The 19,678-nt window shown below is 59.2% G+C and carries 22 protein-coding genes; 13 read left to right on the forward strand and 9 right to left on the reverse strand.

The features are described from left to right. Position 1: 1 nt before the first annotated feature. From arsH to RAN89_RS09995, 5 genes are all read right to left on the reverse strand, one after another. Positions 2-736, reverse strand: a complete 735-nt coding sequence (arsH, locus tag RAN89_RS09975) for an arsenical resistance protein ArsH (protein ID WP_313866186.1) — start codon at positions 734-736, stop codon at positions 2-4. Next, on the reverse strand, positions 714-1,133 hold the full coding sequence (arsC, locus tag RAN89_RS09980) for an arsenate reductase (glutaredoxin) (RefSeq protein ID WP_313866187.1): 420 nt from the start codon (positions 1,131-1,133) through the stop codon (positions 714-716). The genes arsH and arsC overlap by 23 nt, the downstream gene beginning before the upstream one ends. Then, positions 1,130-1,837: an MIP/aquaporin family protein gene (locus RAN89_RS09985; protein WP_313866188.1), complete on the reverse strand. Its 708-nt coding sequence runs from the start codon at positions 1,835-1,837 to the stop codon at positions 1,130-1,132. Before RAN89_RS09985 ends, arsC begins: the two co-directional genes overlap by 4 nt. Continuing rightward, positions 1,834-2,334 carry an arsenate reductase ArsC gene (locus RAN89_RS09990; RefSeq protein WP_313866189.1) on the reverse strand — a complete coding sequence of 167 codons (501 nt, stop codon included), beginning with the start codon at positions 2,332-2,334 and terminating at the stop codon, positions 1,834-1,836. Before RAN89_RS09990 ends, RAN89_RS09985 begins: the two co-directional genes overlap by 4 nt. Before the next feature lie 107 nt (positions 2,335-2,441). Then, positions 2,442-2,795 (reverse strand): ArsR/SmtB family transcription factor, encoded by a 354-nt coding sequence (locus tag RAN89_RS09995; RefSeq protein WP_313866190.1) that lies wholly within the window; start codon positions 2,793-2,795, stop codon positions 2,442-2,444. Between the two features lie 205 nt (positions 2,796-3,000). Between RAN89_RS09995 and RAN89_RS10000 the strand changes: the two genes are divergently transcribed. The 5 genes from RAN89_RS10000 to RAN89_RS10020 are packed head-to-tail and all read left to right on the forward strand — an operon-like array spanning position 3,001 to position 8,324. Next, a complete protein-coding gene (locus RAN89_RS10000; RefSeq protein ID WP_313869372.1) occupies positions 3,001-3,774 on the forward strand; it encodes a GNAT family N-acetyltransferase in 774 nt (257 codons plus the stop codon). Next, positions 3,774-4,649 carry a UDP-2,3-diacylglucosamine diphosphatase gene (locus RAN89_RS10005; protein WP_313866191.1) on the forward strand — a complete coding sequence of 292 codons (876 nt, stop codon included), beginning with the start codon at positions 3,774-3,776 and terminating at the stop codon, positions 4,647-4,649. The genes RAN89_RS10000 and RAN89_RS10005 overlap by 1 nt, the downstream gene beginning before the upstream one ends. Next, positions 4,646-5,722, forward strand: a complete 1,077-nt coding sequence (locus RAN89_RS10010) for a glycosyltransferase family 4 protein (protein WP_313866192.1) — start codon at positions 4,646-4,648, stop codon at positions 5,720-5,722. The genes RAN89_RS10005 and RAN89_RS10010 overlap by 4 nt, the downstream gene beginning before the upstream one ends. Positions 5,723-5,763: 41 nt before the next feature. After that, entirely contained in the window at positions 5,764-7,848 is a 2,085-nt protein-coding gene (gene ppk1, locus RAN89_RS10015; RefSeq protein WP_313866193.1) for a polyphosphate kinase 1, read from the forward strand. A gap of 14 nt (positions 7,849-7,862) precedes the next feature. After that, positions 7,863-8,324: a SixA phosphatase family protein gene (locus RAN89_RS10020; protein WP_313866194.1), complete on the forward strand. Its 462-nt coding sequence runs from the start codon at positions 7,863-7,865 to the stop codon at positions 8,322-8,324. A 30-nt stretch (positions 8,325-8,354) separates the two neighbouring features. On the opposite strand, the gene RAN89_RS10025 is transcribed toward RAN89_RS10020, so the two are convergent. Continuing rightward, positions 8,355-8,612 carry a hypothetical protein gene (locus RAN89_RS10025; RefSeq protein ID WP_313866195.1) on the reverse strand — a complete coding sequence of 86 codons (258 nt, stop codon included), beginning with the start codon at positions 8,610-8,612 and terminating at the stop codon, positions 8,355-8,357. Position 8,613: 1 nt separating this feature from the next. Here RAN89_RS10025 and RAN89_RS10030 point away from each other — a divergent pair, with 1 nt between their 5' ends. Together RAN89_RS10030 and RAN89_RS10035 are read left to right on the forward strand one after the other, a co-directional pair. Then, positions 8,614-9,048 (forward strand): hypothetical protein, encoded by a 435-nt coding sequence (locus RAN89_RS10030; RefSeq protein WP_313866196.1) that lies wholly within the window; start codon positions 8,614-8,616, stop codon positions 9,046-9,048. An 86-nt stretch (positions 9,049-9,134) separates the two neighbouring features. Continuing rightward, positions 9,135-10,937, forward strand: a complete 1,803-nt coding sequence (locus RAN89_RS10035) for a GGDEF domain-containing protein (RefSeq protein ID WP_087497070.1) — start codon at positions 9,135-9,137, stop codon at positions 10,935-10,937. Here RAN89_RS10035 and RAN89_RS10040 read toward each other — a convergent pair. The 3 genes from RAN89_RS10040 to RAN89_RS10050 form a co-directional block, all read right to left on the reverse strand. Further along, a complete protein-coding gene (locus RAN89_RS10040; RefSeq protein ID WP_313866197.1) occupies positions 10,934-12,433 on the reverse strand; it encodes a Ppx/GppA phosphatase family protein in 1,500 nt (499 codons plus the stop codon). The genes RAN89_RS10035 and RAN89_RS10040 overlap by 4 nt on opposite strands. A gap of 70 nt (positions 12,434-12,503) precedes the next feature. Next, positions 12,504-13,652 (reverse strand): ABC transporter substrate-binding protein, encoded by a 1,149-nt coding sequence (locus RAN89_RS10045; RefSeq protein ID WP_313866198.1) that lies wholly within the window; start codon positions 13,650-13,652, stop codon positions 12,504-12,506. A gap of 85 nt (positions 13,653-13,737) precedes the next feature. Next, positions 13,738-14,232: a fasciclin domain-containing protein gene (locus RAN89_RS10050; protein WP_313866199.1), complete on the reverse strand. Its 495-nt coding sequence runs from the start codon at positions 14,230-14,232 to the stop codon at positions 13,738-13,740. 197 nt (positions 14,233-14,429) lie between these two features. Between RAN89_RS10050 and pstS the strand changes: the two genes are divergently transcribed. The 6 genes from pstS (at position 14,430) to phoB (ending at position 19,666) form a co-directional block, all read left to right on the forward strand. Next, positions 14,430-15,473, forward strand: coding sequence for a phosphate ABC transporter substrate-binding protein PstS (gene pstS / locus RAN89_RS10055; protein WP_313866200.1), 1,044 nt, complete (start codon positions 14,430-14,432; stop codon positions 15,471-15,473). 102 nt (positions 15,474-15,575) lie between these two features. Beyond that, complete coding sequence (gene pstC / locus RAN89_RS10060; RefSeq protein ID WP_313869373.1) at positions 15,576-16,541, forward strand: phosphate ABC transporter permease subunit PstC; 966 nt, start codon at positions 15,576-15,578, stop codon at positions 16,539-16,541. Beyond that, positions 16,538-17,398, forward strand: a complete 861-nt coding sequence (gene pstA, locus RAN89_RS10065; protein ID WP_313866201.1) for a phosphate ABC transporter permease PstA — start codon at positions 16,538-16,540, stop codon at positions 17,396-17,398. The genes pstC and pstA overlap by 4 nt, the downstream gene beginning before the upstream one ends. 36 nt (positions 17,399-17,434) lie before the next feature. Then, positions 17,435-18,214 (forward strand): phosphate ABC transporter ATP-binding protein PstB, encoded by a 780-nt coding sequence (gene pstB / locus RAN89_RS10070; protein ID WP_087497077.1) that lies wholly within the window; start codon positions 17,435-17,437, stop codon positions 18,212-18,214. Between the two features lie 16 nt (positions 18,215-18,230). Next, positions 18,231-18,932: a phosphate signaling complex protein PhoU gene (phoU, locus tag RAN89_RS10075; RefSeq protein ID WP_087497078.1), complete on the forward strand. Its 702-nt coding sequence runs from the start codon at positions 18,231-18,233 to the stop codon at positions 18,930-18,932. Then, positions 18,929-19,666: a phosphate regulon transcriptional regulator PhoB gene (gene phoB / locus RAN89_RS10080; protein ID WP_313866202.1), complete on the forward strand. Its 738-nt coding sequence runs from the start codon at positions 18,929-18,931 to the stop codon at positions 19,664-19,666. Before phoU ends, phoB begins: the two co-directional genes overlap by 4 nt. Positions 19,667-19,678: the final 12 nt, after the last annotated feature.

Raw genomic sequence — 19,678 nt, forward strand, 5'->3', positions numbered from 1 at the left:
TTTACAGGCTACGCTGATTCACCCGCTTCATCAGTTGCTCAGCGCTCTCTTTGCGTTCGCTGTAGCGGTCCACCAGATAGTCCGATGCGTCACGGGTAAGCAGTGTGAACTTCATCAGCTCTTCCATTAAATCGACCACGCGGTCAAAGTAGGCCGAGGGCTTCATGCGGTCGTCGTCACCAAACTCCATAAAGGCCTTGGCCACGGAGCTTTGGTTGGGGATGGTGACCATGCGCATCCAGCGGCCCAGCACGCGCATCTGGTTGACGGCGTTGAAGCTTTGCGAGCCGCCGCTTACCTGCATGACTGCCAGCGTTTTGCCCTGGGTGGGGCGCACGGCGCCGCTGTTGAGTGGGATCCAGTCGATCTGCGCTTTCATGATGCCGGTCATGGCGCCATGCCGCTCGGGCGAGGTCCAGACCATGCCTTCACTCCACTGTGTCAGCTCGCGCAGCTCTTGCACCTTGGGGTGGGTGTCCGGCGCGTCATCGGGCAGGGGCAGGCCGCTGGGGTTGAAGATGCGGGTCTCAGCGCCCATGGCTTGCAGCAGGCGGGCGGCTTCTTCGGTCAGCAGCCGGCTGAAGGACCGGGGCCGCAACGAGCCATACAGCAGAGCAATGCGCGGTGCGTGGTTGGAGGGCGCGGGGCGCAGCGCGGCGGCATCCGGCAGGCGAAAGTGCGCAGCCTCCAACTGGGGCAGGGTGCTCAGCAAATCAGACACGTTGGCCCTTGTCATCCACCACTGCTTCGCCGTCTTCCTTGGTGAAGGCAGCTTGCTGGGCCTGGGGCAGGATGTCCAGCACCAGCTCCGACGGGCGGCAGAGGCGGGTGCCCAGGGGCGTTTCCACCACGGGGCGGTTGATGAGGATGGGGTGGGCCAGCATGAAGTCCAGCAACTCGTCGTCGGTCCACTTCTCGTTCGCCAAATCCAGCTCGGCATAGGGCGTGCCTTTTTCGCGCAGCAGCTCACGGGGGCCGGTGCCCATAGCGGCCAGCAGCTCTTGCAGGCGGGCTTTGGTGGGCGGGGTTTTCAGGTACTCAACGACAGTGGGTTCCACGCCGCTGTTGCGGATCATGGCCAATGTGTTGCGCGAGGTGCCGCAGGCGGGGTTGTGAAAAATGGTGATGGTCATACAGAAGTCTTTTTGGAAGAAAGTGCTTGGGCCAAGGCTACCCCCAGCGCAGCACCCACGGTTTGCGCCAGCACAAAGCCGATGGCGCTTGCCGGTGCAATACCGGCAAAGGTGTCGCTGAACATGCGGCCCATGACGGCGGCGGGGTTGGCAAACGAGGTGCTGGCGGTGAACCAATAGGCCGCGCCGATGTAGCAGGCCACCAGCGCGGGCGCTTTGCCCTCGGGCGCGCGCAGGATGGTGAACAGCAGCCCGCCGGTGGCGACCACCTCGGCGACCCATTGGCCCCAGCCGGTGAATTGGCCGACAGCGTCCCAGCCGCCGCGCAGGTGGTGGCTGAAGTGCAGCAGGGGCAGCTCGAACATGGCGTTGGCAAGCGCCGCACCCGCCACGGCTCCCGAGAGTTGGGATGCTATAAAAAGAGTAGCTGCTCGCGCACTATTGGCGTGCGTCATTTGCCCTTTTGACCACATCACCAGGGTGACCAGCGGGTTGAAGTGGGCGCCGCACACGGGCCCCAGGCTTTCGATCAGCACGTAGAGCGCGAACACGGTGGCCAGGGTGTTGGCCAAGAGCGCCACGCCGTCGTTACCAGCGCTGATGCGTTGGGCCATGATGCCGGAGCCTATGACGGCGCAGAGCAGGGCGGCGGTGCCTGTGAACTCTGCAAGCAGTTGCTTGGGCAGTGGAGTCGGTTCGCTCATGCTGCTGCCAACTCCTTGGCCGTGCGCTGGAGCACCATGGCGTCCAGCTTCTCTTCCGGCAGGTTAACCAACAACTCCAATCGGCGATGGATGGCGTGCAGGGTGTTTTTGAAGGCATCAGCCTTCTGTTCGTCGCTGCCATCACCCGCAGACGGGTCGGCGTAGCCCCAGTGGGCGGTGGCGGGCTTGCCGGGCCAGAAGGGACAGACTTCGCCTGCGGCGTTGTCGCACACGGTAATGATCAGGTCCATGTGGGGTGCATCGGGCAGGGCGAACTCGTCCCAGCTTTTGCTGCGCAGGCCGTCCACACTGATGCCGGCGTTGCGCAGGGTTCGCAGGCCGATGGGGTTGGGCTGCTGGTTCTCGCGCGGGCTGCTGCCGGCCGAGAAGCCTTGAAAGCGGCCGCCGCCGATGTGGTTGAGCGTGGCCTCAGCCAGGATGCTGCGAGCCGAGTTGTGGGTGCACAAAAAGAGTACGTTGAGGGGTTTGGCAGACATGGTGGCTTCCTTTGCGAGTGGAACGTAAATGAAAGTTTTGCTATGAATTCAGGAGCTGCTTGCGCATGTTTTATGTGCGCTGGAAGCAGATTTGATATTTGCTATCTCTAGCAGGTGGTGCAAGCATTGGCCGTGATGCTCACCTCGCAGGCAGCGCCCTGGCAGCAGTGCTCGGTCAGGTAGGCCAGCACGCCGTTCATGCGGGCGAAGTTGGCGCGGTAAATCAGGTTGCGTCCGCGCTGTTCGCTGTCAATCAGGCCAGAGTGGGCCAGTTCCTTCAGGTGAAACGACAGGCCACTGGGCGTGGAGCCCAGTTGCTCCGCCAGTACGCCGGGGGTTAAACCGTCCTGCCCGGCCACCACCAGTGCCTTGAAGATGCGCAGGCGCTGGGCCTGCGCCAGGGCGGTCAGGGCTTTGAGGGTCCGGGCTTCGTTCGAAGCGGCATCGATGTCAGTGTTCATGTTTCAATAATACTTGAAATATTGAATTGATCGACCTGACGAATGGCATGTCACGAAAACTTCACGCTACTGCCACGTCCGGGTCATGGCGTCTGACCACACTTCATGTTCATTGAAACCGCACTCACAGAAGGGGATAACAATGACAAGTACCGCCATCCACACCACGCCCACGCTGGCTTCGCCCACCATCCAGGCACCCGCCATGCCGGCAGCAGCGGTACCCATTGCCCTGAAACTGGCCGAGCGCGCCACCGGCATTGAAGTGCAGTGGGCCCGCCATCAGGACGATGTGCGTGCCGCCCAGCGCCTGCGTTTTGATGTGTTTGCCGGCGAGATGGGTGCCCGACTGAACACTCCCTTGGCCGGACACGATGTCGATTTGTTTGACAACTTCTGCGAGCACCTGCTGGTGCGCGACCAGGCCACCGGTCAAGTGATAGGCACCTACCGCGTGCTGACCCCTGCCCAGGCCAAGCGCGTGGGCAGCTTCTACAGCGACACCGAATTCGACCTGACCCGCCTGCGTTCCTTGCGTGAGCGCATGGTGGAACTGGGCCGCAGCTGCGTGCACCCGGATCACCGCCACGGCGGCGTCATCATGGCGCTGTGGGGCGCGTTGGCGGAGTTCATGGTGCGCAACCAGTTGGACTCCATGATCGGCTGCGCCAGCATCCCCATGCTGCACAACGGTGTGGTGAGCGGCGATGTTGCAGCCAGCATCTGGCGTCAGGTGCAAGCCACCCACCTGGCACCGATTGACTACCACGTGCGTCCCCGCTTGCCATTGCCGATTGAACAGCTGGACAGCACACTGGACGTGGAGCCGCCTGCATTGATCAAAGGCTACTTGCGCTTGGGTGCCAAAGTGCTGGGCGCGCCGGCCTGGGACCCGGATTTCAACACCGCAGACCTGCCGATGCTCATGCGCATCGCGGACCTGCCGGCCCGTTACCGCAAGCACTTCCTGGGGGCGTAATGCGCAGCACATTCGACGCCCTGGGAGCCAACTTGCATGGATTGGTGACGGGCGCCGAAGGCCCCGATACCGACGATGATGTGGGCCACCGCCGCTACCGCGCGGTGTTTGTGTCAGACATCCATTTGGGCACGGCGGGTTGCCAAGCCAAGCCGCTGCTGGACTTCCTGAAGCACCACCCCAGCGATAACCTGTATCTGGTGGGCGACATCATTGACGGCTGGCAACTGCGCCGCCGCTGGTTCTGGCCCCAGGCCCACAATGATGTGGTGCAAAAGCTCTTGCGCCGCGCCCGCAAGGGTTGCCGTGTGGTGTTCATTCCCGGTAACCACGACGAGTTTGCACGCGCGTTTGTGGGTCACCAGTTCGGCGGCATCGAAGTGCACGATGACACGGTGCACACCACCGCCGACGGGCGCAAGCTCTGGGTCACCCATGGCGACTATTTCGACGCGGTGATTCAGCGCGCCAAGTGGCTGGCCTACACCGGTGACTATGCCTACGAATTCACCCTGCGGATGAACCGCCATTTGAACCATTGGCGTGCCCGCTTGGGGCTGCCCTATTGGTCACTCTCGGCCTACTTGAAACACAAAGTGAAGATGGCCCTCAACTACGTGACGGACTTTGAAAAGGCAGTGGCCCAGGAGGCCCGCAACCGGGGGCACGACGGTGTGGTGTGCGGCCATATCCACCGCGCTGAAATGCGCACGATTGACGGCACCTTGTATTGCAACGATGGTGACTGGGTGGAGAGCCGCACCGCGCTGGTAGAGCATATGGACGGTCAATTGGAATTGGTCCAATGGGGCGACACACCCGCCAAACCGGCGGCGGCTTTGTTGCCTGCACCCTTGCAGGGAACCGTGGCATGAAATTGGTATTGGTCACAGACGCCTGGCTTCCGCAGGTGAACGGCGTGGTAACCACGCTGGTTGAGCTGGTGCGCGAGCTGGAGTCCTTGGGGCATGCGGTACATGTCATCCACCCCGGTTTGTTCCGCACCCGGCCTTGCCCCGGCTACGATGGCATCGACATCGCAGTGCGCCCGGCCAAGCCCCTGGCTGAGATGCTGGACGCCGCCAATGCCGATGCCATCCACCTGGCCACCGAAGGCCCGCTGGGTTGGGCTGCACGGAGTTACTGCCGCAAGCGGGGCTTGGCGTTCACCACGGCGTATCACACCCGGTTTCCCGAGATTCTGAAGGCCGCACTCAAAGTGCCTTTGTGGATCGGCTATGCGCTGTTCCGGCATTTCCACAAACCTTCATCCGGTGTGCTGGTGCCTACCTCTGCCATGCTGCGCCTGCTGCACGACAAAGGCTTTCGCAATTTGCGGAGCTGGACACATGGGGTGGATACCCGCCTCTTCAGCTACCAGGATGCTCCGCAGGTGTACGCGCCTCTGGGGGCGATGGCACGACCCGTGTCCTTGTTTGTAGGCCGGGCTTCGTATGAAAAGAACATCGAAGCTTTTTTGAAGCTCGATGTGCCGGGCACCAAGGTCGTATGCGGCGTCGGGCCGTTGGAAAAAGATCTGCGCGAGCGCTATCCCATGGTGCGTTGGTTGGGGGTGTTGCCACGTGCCGAGTTGGCGCAGGTCTACGCCGCGGCCGATGTGTTTGTCATGCCCAGCCAGCACGAAACCTTCGGGCTGGTGATGTTGGAGGCTATGGCCTGCGGCACACCGGTGGCCGCCTACCCGGTGGAGGGTCCGACCGAAGTGGTGGGTGTGCCACCACAGGGTGGCGTAACGCACAGTGATTTGCAGCAAGCCTGGTATGGTGCGCTCAGCGTCCCACGCCATGAAGCGCGCAGCCAGGCCCTGCAGTTCAGTTGGGCGTATGCTTCGCTCATGTTTGCGGGCCATCTGGTTCCTGCCCGCGCCGGCACACGTCTTCAGCGCGCAGCGGTTGGTGCGGTAGACGTCATAAATATGTCATCTTAAGCGTCAAAAATCTGACATTTATCAGTCATTTGTAAAACGCTATGTGGACCTCTTTTCAGGATCGCTCCTCCATTGCAGACCCTCGTCTGTTGGACCGCGACCTTAGTCTTTTAGCTTTCAACGAGCGTGTGCTGGACTGGGCGGTGCGTGAAGACGTGCCGTTGATGGAGCGCCTGCGTTTCCTGTGCATTGTCTCCAGCAACCTCGACGAGTTCTTTGAAGTCCGCGCAGAACCGCATTTGAGTGCCGCACGTGCCCGGGACGAAAAAGGCCAGTACTCGGTCGCCAGCTTTGACCGTTTGGCTGACTCGCTGCACAAGCTGGTGAGCCGCCAGTACACGCTGTACAACGAACAACTGATGCCGGCCTTCGAGGCACAAGGCATCCGCATCATGTCGCACGGCGAGCGCAATGCGGCGCAGCGTGCATGGGTGAAGCAGTACTTTGAAAAAGAAGTGCGCCCCTTGCTGATCCCGGTGGGGCTGGACCCTTCGCACCCCTTTCCGCAGGTAGCCAACAAATCGCTCAACTTCATTGTGCGTTTGACCGGCAAAGACGCCTTCGGTCGCGAAAACGAAATCGCGATTGTGAAAGTACCGCGGGTATTGCCGCGCCTTATCCGCATGCCTGACAAGGTGGCTGGGGCCAAGGCCTCGTTTGTGTCACTTTCCAGCGTCATTCGTGCGCACTTGGCCGAGCTCTTTACCGGACGGGAGGTCTGGCAGTTTTCGCAATTCCGCGTGACGCGGCATTCTGATCTGGCGGTGGACGAGGACGATGTACAGAACTTGCGCATGGCGCTGCGCCAAGGCCTGGAGCACCGGCACTACGGGCAGGCCGTCCGCCTGGAGGTGTCTGCAGGTTGTTCCGAGCACCTCGCGGACTTTTTGCTGAAGCAGTTTGAGTTGCCAGCGAAAGCGCTGTACCGGGTACATGGCCCGGTGAACCTGGTGCGCCTGACCCAGTTGATCGACTTGGCCGAACGTCCCGATTTGTGCTTCTCACCGTACAAGCCTAACTTTCCGGTTCTGATGCATCCGGGGCGCTCCATCTTTGAGCAGCTCAAAGAGCGTGACATCCTGATTCACCAGCCTTATGAAAGCTTCGATGGTGTGCTGTCTTTCCTGCGCGAAGCGGTGAACGACCCCAAGGTGCTCGCCATCAAGCAAACTATTTACCGCACGGGCTCAGATTCCGAGCTGATGGAGTTGCTGCGGGAGGCCGTGCGCCGCGGGAAAGAAGTGACAGTGGTGGTGGAGCTCAAAGCCCGCTTTGACGAAGAAGCCAACATCAACTGGGCGGAGATGCTCGAATCCATTGGAGCCCAAGTGGTGTACGGGGTGGTGGGCCTCAAAACCCACGCCAAGATGATGCTGATCACCCGCCGTGAGGGCAAAAACCTCAAGCGCTATGGGCACCTGTCCACCGGTAACTACAACCCGCGCACGGCGCGTTTGTACACCGACATCAGCCACCTGACTGCCGATGCATCCATCACCACCGATATGGAGCATGTGTTCGTGCACATGGCCAGTCAGAGCAAGCTGCCGCGTTTGTCCAGACTGTGGATGGCGCCTTTCCATTTGCACCGCAACACGATTGCCAAGATCGACGCGCTGGGCCGTGCAGCAGCGGCCGGGAAAGACGCTCGCATCGTGGCGAAGATGAACTCGCTGACGGACGAGGCACTGGTCCGAAGCCTGATCGCTGCCGGTCAGCAGGGCGTCAAGATTGACGTGATCGTGCGGGGTGCCTGCATTCTCCCGGCGCAGGTTCCGGGCTACACCGACAACATCCGGGTCCGCTCGGTCATTGGCCGGTTGTTGGAGCACTCGCGGGTGTTTTACTTCCGTATCGATGCAGTAGACGAGCTGTACCTCTCGAGTGCAGACTGGATGAACCGCAATATGGTGCGCCGTGTAGAAGTGGCGTGGCCGGTCACGGATGAAGGCTTGCGGCAACGCCTGGTAGACGAATGCCTGGTGGCCTATTTGCATGACGGCGTGGACGCCTGGGACATGCACGCGGATGGGTTGTACTACCGCAATGGCTCGGTGGAGCAGGGCAACGCCCATAGCGCGCAAAAAGCGCTGATGGACCGCTACGGCCGCTTCGAGAAACGCTGAGGGGGAACCAAGGCATGGACCTGATTTTGTGGCGGCACGCAGAGGCCATAGATCTTGACCTGGTCGGTGACGACATGCTGCGCTCACTGACCAGCAAAGGCGAAAAGCAAGCTGCTCGCATGGCAGCATGGCTGGACCGGCAACTGCCGGATGGCGCGAGGATCTGGGCCAGCCCGGCAACCCGCACCGAGCAAACGGCCATGGCCTTGCAGCGCAAGTACAAGACCCACTCTTCCTTGGCGCCGCTCAGCAATGTGGATGATTTGTTGCGCTTGGTGCAGTGGCCCAACGCCAAAGGATGTGTGGTGGTGGTCGGCCACCAACCGACATTGGGGCAGACGATTTCCCGTCTGCTGGGTTTGAACGAGAGCGAGTGCGCCGTGAAGAAGGGCGCACTCTGGTGGCTGCGCCACCGGGAGCGCGACGGCGTCGGGCAAACGGTGGTGGTGACAGTGCAGTCACCCGAGGTGCTGTGACCTCGTCAGCGCACTCAGCACAGGCCTGAATCAGACCTTTTTGCCTTTTGCAGGGCGGCCGGTTTTCAGGCTGGGCACTGCGGACAGGGCAGCCTTGAAAGCTGCGTCACTCAAGGCGGCGATGGCTTTCATGCCGGCGCGGATCAGTTCGGTTTTCTTGACCGGGCTGCCCAGCTTGGCGGCACGCATTTTCAACACATCCAGCACGTCATATTCATTCTTGGGGATGGTGAAGCTGTCACGAACCATCTTGGGTTTCTTCGCTTTTTCCACTTTGGGGGTGGCCACCTTGGCTGCTGGCTTTGCCACAGGTTTGGTCACTGGCTTTGCAACAGGCTTGGTGGCTTTAGCGACCGGCTTGGTAGCAACTTTGGCCGCAACTGGTTTTGCAGCTGGCTTTGCGGTAGCTTTGGGTGCTGCCTTTGCAACGGCCTGCGGGGCCGCTTTGGCGGGAGCTTTTGCAGCGGGCTTTGCAGCTACTTTCTTGACAGGCTTGGTCGCAGGTTTGGCGATGTCTTTTTTAGCAGGCTTGCTTGGCACTGCCTTGGCTACCGGCTTTGCTGCAGTTTTTGCAGGTGCAGCACTTTGCTCAGCAGTAACTGTGGGGGTGATGGTTGGATTTTGTTCGGTAGTTGTCATGCAGGGCACTCCTTTGTTAAACGGTATATACAGTTTATACCGTTTCATGTTTTGTGTGAATGAAAGCACCCGGGATTCAACATGAATCGGGCAGGGATGAAGAGGTTTTGTCACTTCACTGTCATTCATCGGCGGGAAAATCGCAGCCCCTACGTCGTTTGGAAGCTCGCCATGCAGTCAACCCAGTTGCGTTTGGTCAAGGGCAACATGCCTACCAACAGCGGGCCAAGACCCCTGGAGGCAATACTGCAACGCAATGCGTTGTACCCCGTTTTTCAGCCCATCATTAAATTGGATGATGGGGCTGTTTATGCGCATGAGGCTCTGATACGTGGGCCTCAGGGCAGTGCTCTGCACACTCCGGACAAGTTGTTGATTGCCGCGGTCCAGGAAGGTCTTTCCTATGAACTGGAGACCGCCTGTGTTGCTGCAACCCTGAGCAGTTGGGGGCGCCTCAAAACCGCGGGACGCTTGTTTGTGAACATCAGTGCCGAGGCGCTGATCAAGGCCTTTGATTCGCGTGGGCGCGAAGGCTTGCTGCATTGGATTCAGGATTTCCATGTGATCCCCCGCATGCTGGTGTTGGAGATTACCGAGCACGAGCGTGTGGAGAACATGGATCGTCTGGCCGAGGTGGTGAATGAGGTCCGTTCTGCGGGCTTGTCTCTCGCCTTGGATGATTTCGGTGATGGCCGTTCCAGCTTGCGTCTTTGGTCCCAGATCAAGCCGGAGGTAGTGAAGATTGACAAGTACTTCACCCGCAACATCAGCGCCCATGGTGACAAGCTCAAAACCATCCAGGCGCTGCAGCAAATTGCCAACATCTTTGGTACCGCCCTGGTCGCGGAGGGCATTGAAACCGCCGAAGACTTGCGGGTGCTGCGAGACGTGGGCATTGAGTACGGCCAAGGCTATTTTCTGGGGCGCCCTGAGGGGAGTCCGCTACAAACTTTGCCGGAAGAGCCCCGGCGTGTATTGGCAGAGCGTCAGGTGGTAGTACTGCCGGAGCTGGGCCGCATTTCGCAGGGTGGGCATTTGCGCAGCCTGTCGCTGCTGAAGGCGCCTACCGTGACGCCCGACACCAACAATGACACGCTGGCACGGATATTTTTGGAAAACCCGGTTTTGCATGCGGTGGCAGTGCTGCAGGGCGAGCGTCCTGTGGGCATTATCAACAGGGCACAGTTCATGAACGAATACACCAAGCTGTATTACCGCGAGGTGTGGGGCCGCAAACCCTGTGTGGTGCACGCCAACCCTGAGCCCCGCCTGATTGAGCGGGAGCACAGCGTGGATGAGCTGGTGGGCATTCTGACCTCACAGGATCAGCGCTACCTGAGTGATGGTTTTATTGCTACAGAGAACGGTCGCTATGTGGGCTTGGGCACCGGAGACCAGCTGGTGCGCTCGGTGACCGAGACGCGCATTGAAGCCGCCCGGCACGCCAATCCACTCACGTTTCTGCCGGGAAATATTCCCATCACCCAGCATATCGAACGCCTTCTCAAGAAGCAGGCGTGCTTTGTGGCTTGTTACGCGGATTTGAATCACTTCAAGCCTTACAACGACTATTACGGCTATTGGCGGGGCGACGAGATGATTCGTCTGCTTGCCCGTATCGCGATGGAGCAATGTGATTCCCAGCGGGATTTCCTGGGGCACGTGGGGGGCGATGACTTTATTTTGTTGTTCCAGAGCACCGATTGGCGTGAACGCTGCGAACGTCTGGTGGCCGAGTTTGCCGAGCGGGCCCGCGCCCTGTTTGACGACAACGCGCGTGCGGCGGGGGGAATCGAAGCCGAGGACAGGCACGGGGTACGACGGTTTTTCCCCTGTACCACTTTGTCCATCGGGGCTGTGGTGGTTGACGGTCAGCACTTCACCCGTGCGGAGGACGTGGCCAACCTGGCCGCCATGGCCAAGCACGAGGCCAAACTGTCCACTACCGGTTTACACGAAACAGTGCTGGCTTAGATTCCGCTGATGTGCAGAGTCCATGGCGTTTTTTGCCATGCGAGCTCTTCTTCCCGCAACAGGTGGGCACTTTGCGGGTAGGCAGTCGCCCAAGCCGTACGGCAATTCAAATGCACCTCGTGGCTGCCTGCAGCTCCGGCTGCCAGGGTCATGCCCTTGAGGTCCGGGTCGCGTCGTGCGTGGCACAGAATCACTGCCAAGCGCAGGCAAATCAGTTGCAGCACCAAATCATCCTGGGTGAGCACCGGTTCCAGTTTGCGCAGCTTGCCGCGGTGCCCCAGCACCAGCAGGCTCAGGCGGTGCATCTCAGACAGCGAGAAGCCGGCAGCATCTGCGTTATCCAGAATGTAGGCCCCATGCTTGTGATAGTCGCTGTGCGAGATATGGCTGCCGATTTCGTGCAACTCCGCCGCCCAAGCCAACTTGCGCAACAGGCGTTCCGGCTCAGGAGCTTCATAGGTGCCCAGCATTTGTTGGAGCAATTGCGTCGCGACCTTGGCCACGCGTGCGCTGTGGGTGGTGTCCACATTGAATTTGGATGCTAACCGTTGCACGCTTTTGGCACGCAGGTCGCCATAGTCGCGTGCACCGCCGGTCAGATCGCAGATCAGGCCGTGGCGCAAACCGCCGGTGGCCTGTTGCATTTCTGAAATTCCCAGCAGGCTGAAAATAGCCCGCATCACGCTCAGGCCACCGCCAATGATGGCGCGGCGGTCTTCACGCATGCCGGCAATACGCAGGCGGTCCGCACTTTGCGCGCTTACCAGTCGCTCCAGCAGCCAGTCCAAGCCCTCCTGGGTTAGTACGCCTTCAGGCCAGCCGGCGGCCACCAGCACATCGCCAATGGCGCCCACGGTGCCTGCGGAACCGTATGCGGTGTCCCACAGGTCCGGGTGGTAGGCATCGAATGCTTCATCCAATACTGCTTTGGCGGCGACTTCGGCAATCTCAAATGCTTTGCGGGAGAAGGTGCCGTCCGGGAAGTAGCGTTTGGACCACGCAATGCTGCCCACGCGGTAGGACTCCATGGTGCCGGGCACCAGGCCTTGCCCCAGAATGAGTTCGGTGGAGCGGCCCCCCACATCAATGACCAGTCGGCGTTCATCACTGGCGGGCAGCATGTGTGCCACGCCTTGGTAAATCAGCCGGGCTTCTTCCCGGCCGGAAATCACGTCGATCGGAAAACCCAGCACGGCGTTGGCTTTTTCCAGGAATACGTCGCGGTTGCGGGCTTCACGCAAGGTTTGGGTGGCAACTGCTTTGACTTCGTGCGGCTTGAAGCCCGCCAAACGCTCCCCGAACCGAGCCAGACACTCCCATCCGGCCTGCATGGCGGCCGGGGTGAGGTTGCGCTCTTCGTCGAGCCCGCCCCCTTGGCGCACGGTTTCTTTCAGGTATTCGGTGCGCTGGAATTCGCCGTGGTCCACCCGTCCGATTTCGAGCCTGAAGCTGTTGGAGCCCAAGTCCACTGCAGCCAGGCGGTTTCCGTTGTTCATGAATAAGTCAGGTGAAAAGATTAATCGGCGTGGTGTGCATGGTACCCCTGCGCAAAGCAGGGGTAGAGATTCAGCCCACTATTTTGCCGTCTGCGCCCAACATGCTTTGGGTGACGAGGACACCGGTGCGTTTGCGGGTGTCCGGGTTCAGTCGCAAACCCGCGAGTTCCAAGGGTTGGCGTTTGGCAAAGGCCTGAAACACATTGGGGCGGTTCAGGCTGCCTTCTACCGTCTGGAGCATCTCAGCACAGTAGCGTGCCGACACAAAGCCGGCCAGGCTTTGGGCGGTGGGCGGCTCGTCATACAGGCGGCCGAGCACTTCGCGGTAGTTGCGCACGATGGGCAGGTTACTGTTCACGGCCGGCACACTCTGGGTGGCGATCACGGGGGTGAAGCGTGACACGCCCAATTGCTGCAAAGCGACCACATTCACATCCGACATGGCGATGATGTAGCGCTGAGCGGCTTGCTTTTCGATACCTTGGGCGAATTGGGCCAGTTCCGGCGTGCCGCCCAGAAAAATCAGGATGCGCGGGCTTTGGGCATTGAGAGTGGTGGCCAAGCTGTCCAGGGTCGTCGTGGGCGCGTAGGTTCGGACCTTGAGCTTGAGCTCGGTGGCGGCACGCTCCACGTCTTCGCGGTAGGTGGCCAACTCCGAGGTGCTGCCATACACGGCGCCAACTTCCTGCACGCCCATGACAGAGAGCGACTTGATGGCGTAGGCAATCTGCTCCTGCCGTGTGGCAAAAATGCTGAAGGTGTTATCGGCGCCATCACCGGGGTTGTGCAGCCAAGGCGCTACGTGGGGCAAATCGGGCAGTTCGCGTCGCAATACAGCAGCCAACTGGGCAGCCACTTTGTCGCCCACAGTGCCGACGGCTGCGACGCATTCGTTCATGCCCTTGAGCGCGTCCGCCACGCCCCGCAAGGACTTGGCGCTGCCATCCACTTCCAGCACCATGTGACGTACCGCCTTGTTACGGAGGCCCCCGCGCGCATTCAGGTCCTGCCAGGCAGCGCGGGATCCGACCAAAAAGTCCCGGGAAACGTCGATTTGTGAGGCTGACACGTCCACCACTTGCACAACCACGGGGCCATTGGAAGCGGAAGCTGCCTTGTTGCCCTGGGCAAAAGCGGCAGGCGCTGCAAGGGCAGAACTGCCCAGGGTAATTTGGGCGAGCAGGGAGCGGCGGGTCAGGCGGTACGACGTCTGGAACATGTAGTAATTGGATTGCTATAAAAAGAATAGCTGCTGGCGCACGTTCTATGTGCGCCAGCAGCTCATTTGCTTGTTGCTTTGAGACTTATTTCGCCGGCGGCAGCAACACGGTGTCGACCACGTGCACCACACCGTTGGTGGCAAGCAGGTCAGCGTCGGTCACGGCAGCGTTCTCTACGGTGACAAAAGTTCCGGCCTTGGAAACTGCGAGAACTGCGCCATTCAGCGATTTCACATTGCTGTTTTTGATGTCCGCAGCAGCCAGCTTGCCCGGCACCACGTGGAATGTCAGTACGGCCTTGAGTTTTTCGGGGTTGGCGGCCAGTTCGTCCAGGGTTTTGGCTGGCACAGCCTTGAATGCGTCGTTGCTGGGCGCAAACACGGTGAATGGGCCCGCGCCTTTAAGCGCTTCTGTAAGTCCGGCTTTGGACACCAGGGAGTTCAGGGTGCTCAGAGAAGGGGTGCGGGCGATGGTGTCAGCCACGCTGACGGGCTGGGACACGGTGGCGCAACCGCTCAAGCCGGCCAGGACAGTGGCTGCGACGATGAGTGTGCGGCGGGAGAGGGCGAATACGGACATGGCGGGCTCCAAGGTTGAAAACCGCAGAGCGTAAGTATCTTTTGCGTCAGTTTTGTGACAAAAGTTTGAAAATCGGGCTTGGCGAAGCTCCTTTGCTTGCCCCTTTGCATTGGATGCGCTTCGTCACATACTTGTCATAAAAGATTCTTAAAGTTCAACCTGTTCGAATTTTCCAACCCTACGTCTAAAGGCTTCCCATGACATTGACATTTCAACGCATCGCCTTGGCTGCCGGAGTAAGTGCTGCTCTGGCTGCTTCCGGTTTCGCCACTGCTCAGGAAATCACCGGTGCGGGCGCTTCTTTCCCTGCACCGATCTATTCCAAGTGGGCTTCTGACTACAACAAGGCCACTGGCGTGAAGGTGAACTACCAGTCCATCGGCTCCGGTGGTGGTATCAAACAAATCGACTCCAAGACCGTGGATTTCGGCGCTTCTGACGCTCCCCTGACTGACGACGTTTTGAAGTCCAAAGGTCAAATGCAGTTCCCCACCGTTTTGGGCGGTGTGGTTCCCGTGATTAACGTGAAGGGTATTGAACCCGGCACCCTGAAGCTCAACGGCCAAGTGTTGGGCGACATCTACTTGGGTAAAGTGGCCAAGTGGAACGATCCTGCCATCAAGGCTTTGAACCCCAGCTTGAATCTGCCAGACGCTCCTATTGCCCAAGTGCGCCGTGCGGACGGTTCGGGTACCACCTTCATCTTCACCAACTACTTGAGCAAAGTGAACGCCGAGTGGAAGTCCAAAGTGGGTGAAGGTACAGCGGTGAACTGGCCTGTAGGCGCAGGTGGCAAGGGCAATGAAGGTGTGGCTGCATTCGTGGCACGCCTGCCCAATTCCATGGGTTACGTGGAGTACTCCTACGTCAAGCAAAACAAGCTGAACTACGCCATCATGCAAAACGCTGCCGGCAACTTTGTGAAGCCTGAAGACGACACTTTCAAGGCAGCGGCTGCAGGCGCTGACTGGAACAAGACCTTCTATCAGATCTTGACCAACCAGCCCGGCAAGGATGCATGGCCTATCAGCGGTGCTACCTTCATTTTGATGCACCTGAAACAAGACAAGCCAGCTAACGCTTCTGAGACCCTCAAGTTCTTTAACTGGGCTTACACCAACGGTGCCAAGGCTGCTGAAGATTTGGATTACGTGCCTATGCCTCCAGCTGTGGTTGCCGCCATCCAGAAATCCTGGGGCGAAATTAAGGATGGCGCTGGCAAGCCCATCGCTTTCAAGTAAGCCGCTGTTGAATTGACACTGACGGAGGAAATCCCCATGTCATCTACACTCGTCCATGGGGATTCCCCGAGTCAGAACACTGTTCAACAATCTTCCCGCGTCATGATAAAACCACCCCCGATGAAACGTGCCCGTTCAGGGCCTCTGGCTGACCGCATGTTCGGTTGGGCGGCCAAAGCCTCCGCTCTAGTCACCCTGGTCCTGCTGGTGTCCATTTTGGTTACTCTGACCATGAGCGCCTGGCCGGCGATCAGCAAGTACGGACTCTCCTTTTTGACCAGCACCACTTGGGACCCCGTACAAGAGGATTTCGGTGGCTTGGTCATGATCTACGGCACCTTGGCAACTTCGTTGATCGCACTTTTGATTGCGGTCCCCGTCAGCTTCGGTATTGCTTTGTTTTTGACAGAGTTGTCACCCGCGTGGCTCAAGCGTCCCTTGGGCACTGCCATTGAGTTGTTGGCTGCCGTGCCGTCCATTGTGTACGGCATGTGGGGGCTTTTGGTGTTCGGCCCGGTGTTGGCCACCTATGTGCAGCAACCCATTCAAGCCTGGACGGCTGGCGTTCCATACGTCGGCGCATTTTTCTCCGGTCCACCCGTGGGTATCGGCATTTTGTCGGCCGGCATTATTCTGGCCATCATGATCATTCCCTTCATTGCATCCGTCATGCGTGATGTGTTTGAAGTGACCCCACCCATGCTCAAAGAGTCCGCTTACGGTCTTGGGGCCACAACCTGGGAAGTCGTATCCAAGGTGGTTTTGCCTTACACCAAGACCGGTGTCATTGGCGGCATCATGTTGGGCTTGGGGCGTGCCATTGGCGAGACCATGGCAGTAACCTTTGTGATCGGTAACTTCAACCAACTGGATTCGCTCAGCCTGTTCCAGGCAGCGAACAGCATTACCTCTGCACTGGCCAATGAATTCGCCGAAGCCGGTGAAGGCTTGCACCAAGCGTCACTGATGTACTTGGGTCTGGTGCTGTTCTTTATCACCTTTGTGATCCTCTCTTTGTCCAAGCTTCTGCTGGCGCAATTGCGCAAGTCGGAAGGAGCCAAGTCATGAGCGCAACTTTGTCTGAAATCCGTACCGCGCGCTTTGCGTATCGCAAGCGCGTCAACGTGGTCGCAACGGCGCTGGCCTTGGCCGCCATGGCGTTCGGCTTGTTCTGGCTGTTCTGGATCCTCTGGGAAACAGTCCGCCTGGGGCTGGGTGGCTTGTCCATCGCGACCCTGACGCAAATGACTCCGCCGCCCAATGAGGCCGGTGGTTTGGCCAACGCCATCTACGGTTCTTTGTTGATGGTGGTTCTGGCTACTTGCGTAGGCACTCCCATCGGCGTGATGGCCGGTATTTACCTGGTCGAGTTCGACAGCAAGAGCTGGCTGGCAGCCACCGTGCGTTTTGTCAACGACATCCTCTTGTCTGCGCCCTCTATAGTGGTCGGCTTGTTTGTCTATGCCGTGGTGGTATCGCGGTTCAAGTCATTCTCCGGCTACGCAGGCATTCTGGCCTTGTCCCTGATCGTGATCCCGGTCGTGATCCGCACCACGGAAAACATGCTCCAGTTGGTTCCAGCAGGTTTGCGTGAAGCGGCCTATGCATTGGGCGCGCCCAAGTGGAAAGTGATTCTGAGCATCACTCTGAAGTCGGCCCGTGCCGGTGTGATTACCGGTGTGTTGTTGGCGGTCGCCCGCATTGCCGGCGAAACAGCGCCCTTGTTGTTCACGGCGCTGAGCAACCAGTTCTGGACGTCTTCCCTGAGCGAGCCCATGGCCAGCCTCCCGGTGACTATCTTCAAGTTCGCCATGAGCCCCTATCAAAACTGGCAACAGCTGGCTTGGGCAGGCGTGTTCCTGATCACCCTGGCTGTTTTGGGACTGAACATTCTGGCGCGGGTACTGACCCGCTCCAAAGCCTGATGCGCACCGCGCACTGACGTTGAAAGGATTACCTGTATGTTGAACACACCTAGCGCCCCCACCAAGTCCAAGATTTCTGTCAAGGACCTGAACTTCTACTACGGCAAGTTTCACGCCCTCAAGGGCATCAACATGGAGATCCCGGAGAAGCGCGTGACCGCCTTCATCGGCCCCTCCGGTTGCGGCAAGTCCACTTTGTTGCGCATTTTCAACCGCATGTTTGAGCTCTACCCCGAGCAGCGCGCGGAAGGCCAGATCCTGTTGGACGGCCAGAACCTGCTGACCAGCAAGGAAGACGTGGCCTTGCTGCGTGCCAAGGTGGGTATGGTGTTCCAGAAGCCCACACCGTTCCCGATGTCCATTTACGACAACATCGCCTTCGGTGTGAAGTTGTTCGAAAACCTCAGCTCCACCGACATGGAAGAGCGCGTGGAATGGGCCTTGCGCAAGTCCGCGCTGTGGACTGAAGTGAAAGACAAGTTGCACCAAAGCGGCTCCAGCCTCTCGGGCGGTCAGCAGCAACGTTTGTGCATTGCCCGCGGCATCGCGATCAAGCCAGAAGTCTTGTTGCTCGACGAACCTTGCTCTGCGTTGGATCCTATCTCTACTGCCAAGGTGGAAGAGCTGATTGTGGAATTGAAGAACGATTACACCGTGGTGATCGTGACCCACAACATGCAGCAAGCGGCCCGTTGCAGCGACTACACCGCTTACATGTACTTGGGCGATCTGGTCGAGTTCGGTCCTACAGAACAAATGTTCTTCAAGCCGACCCGCAAAGAAACAGAAGACTACATTACAGGCCGCTTCGGCTAAGCAAGGAGAGGACCCCATGCCAGATAAACACCTATCAACGCAGTTCGACAGCGAACTGACCTCGGTTTCGTCGCAAGTGATGGAGCTGGGTGGGTTAGTTGAATCCCAGATCCGCCAGGCAATCTACGCACTGTCGCAATTCAGCGTGGAAGTGGCTGACGAAGTCACAGCCCGCGAAGCTCGCGTGAACGCCATGGAACTGGAAATCGATCGTGATCTCTCCAGCATCATCGCCCGTCGCCAACCGACTGCCCGCGATCTGCGTTTATTGATTGCCATCTCCAAGACCACTGCCAACCTTGAGCGTGTGGGGGATGAAGCGGAGAAGATCGCTCGTATGGTGCGTTCCATCATTCACAGTGGCGCACCCCGTTCTTTGCCTTCCTTGGAGCTGCGCGTCGCCGCCGACCTGGCTTCCGGTTTGTTGAACAAGGCGCTGGATGCATTTGCCCGCTTGGATGTGAACGCTGCAGTGTCTATTCTTAAAGAAGACGACCTGATCGATGCCGAGTTCGATGGCTTCGTGCGCAAGCTGGTGACCTACATGATGGAAGACCCGCGCATGATTTCCCCCAGCTTGGACTTGTTGTTCCTGGCGAAGGCGATCGAGCGTATCGGCGATCACTCCAAGAACATCGCCGAGTTCATCATCTACGTGGTCAAGGGTGAAGATGTGCGTCACTCGACCATGGAAAAAATCGAGTCTGTCGTCAAATGAAAACCATGCCCGCCGTTCTGGTGGTCGAAGATGAATCGGCCATTGCTGAGTTGATTGCAGTGAATCTTAGGCATAACGGGTTCCGGCCTCGTTGGGCTATGGACAGTGACTCTGCGCAGCGCGAGATCGATGCGGGCGTGCCGGATTTGATTCTTCTGGACTGGATGTTGCCCGGCGAAAGCGGCTTGACCTTGGCCAAGCGCTGGCGTGCTGACGCTCGAACCAAAGAGGTCCCCATCATCATGCTCACAGCCCGTGGTGATGAGGCGGATCGGGTTGCCGGCTTGGACGCAGGGGCGGATGATTACATTGCGAAACCCTTTTCCACGAAGGAGTTGCTGGCCCGTGTACGCGCAGTCTTGCGCCGCCGTACGCCAGAGAGCGCCGGTGAGGCGCTCACGATTGCGGGCCTTACGCTGGATCCTTCGACACACCGGGTTTCATTTGAAGACACTCCTCTGAAGCTGGGCCCTACAGAGTTCAAGCTGTTGCATTACCTTATGGGACATGCTGAGCGGGTGCATAGCCGGGCGCAACTGCTGGACAACGTCTGGGGTGATCACGTCTACATCGAAGAGCGTACTGTGGATGTGCACGTCAAACGTTTACGTGAAGCTTTGGCGCACGCCGGTCCCATGGTGGAGACGGTGCGCGGTGCAGGCTATCGCTTGACGGCAAAGCCCGCCATTCCGGTTCAAACTGTTGTGCAGACTGCTGCCCGGGCGAGCGCCTGAGCGATTACAGTT

This window comes from Rhodoferax mekongensis (genome assembly GCF_032191775.1).
Classification (GTDB): domain Bacteria; phylum Pseudomonadota; class Gammaproteobacteria; order Burkholderiales; family Burkholderiaceae_C; genus Allorhodoferax; species Allorhodoferax mekongensis.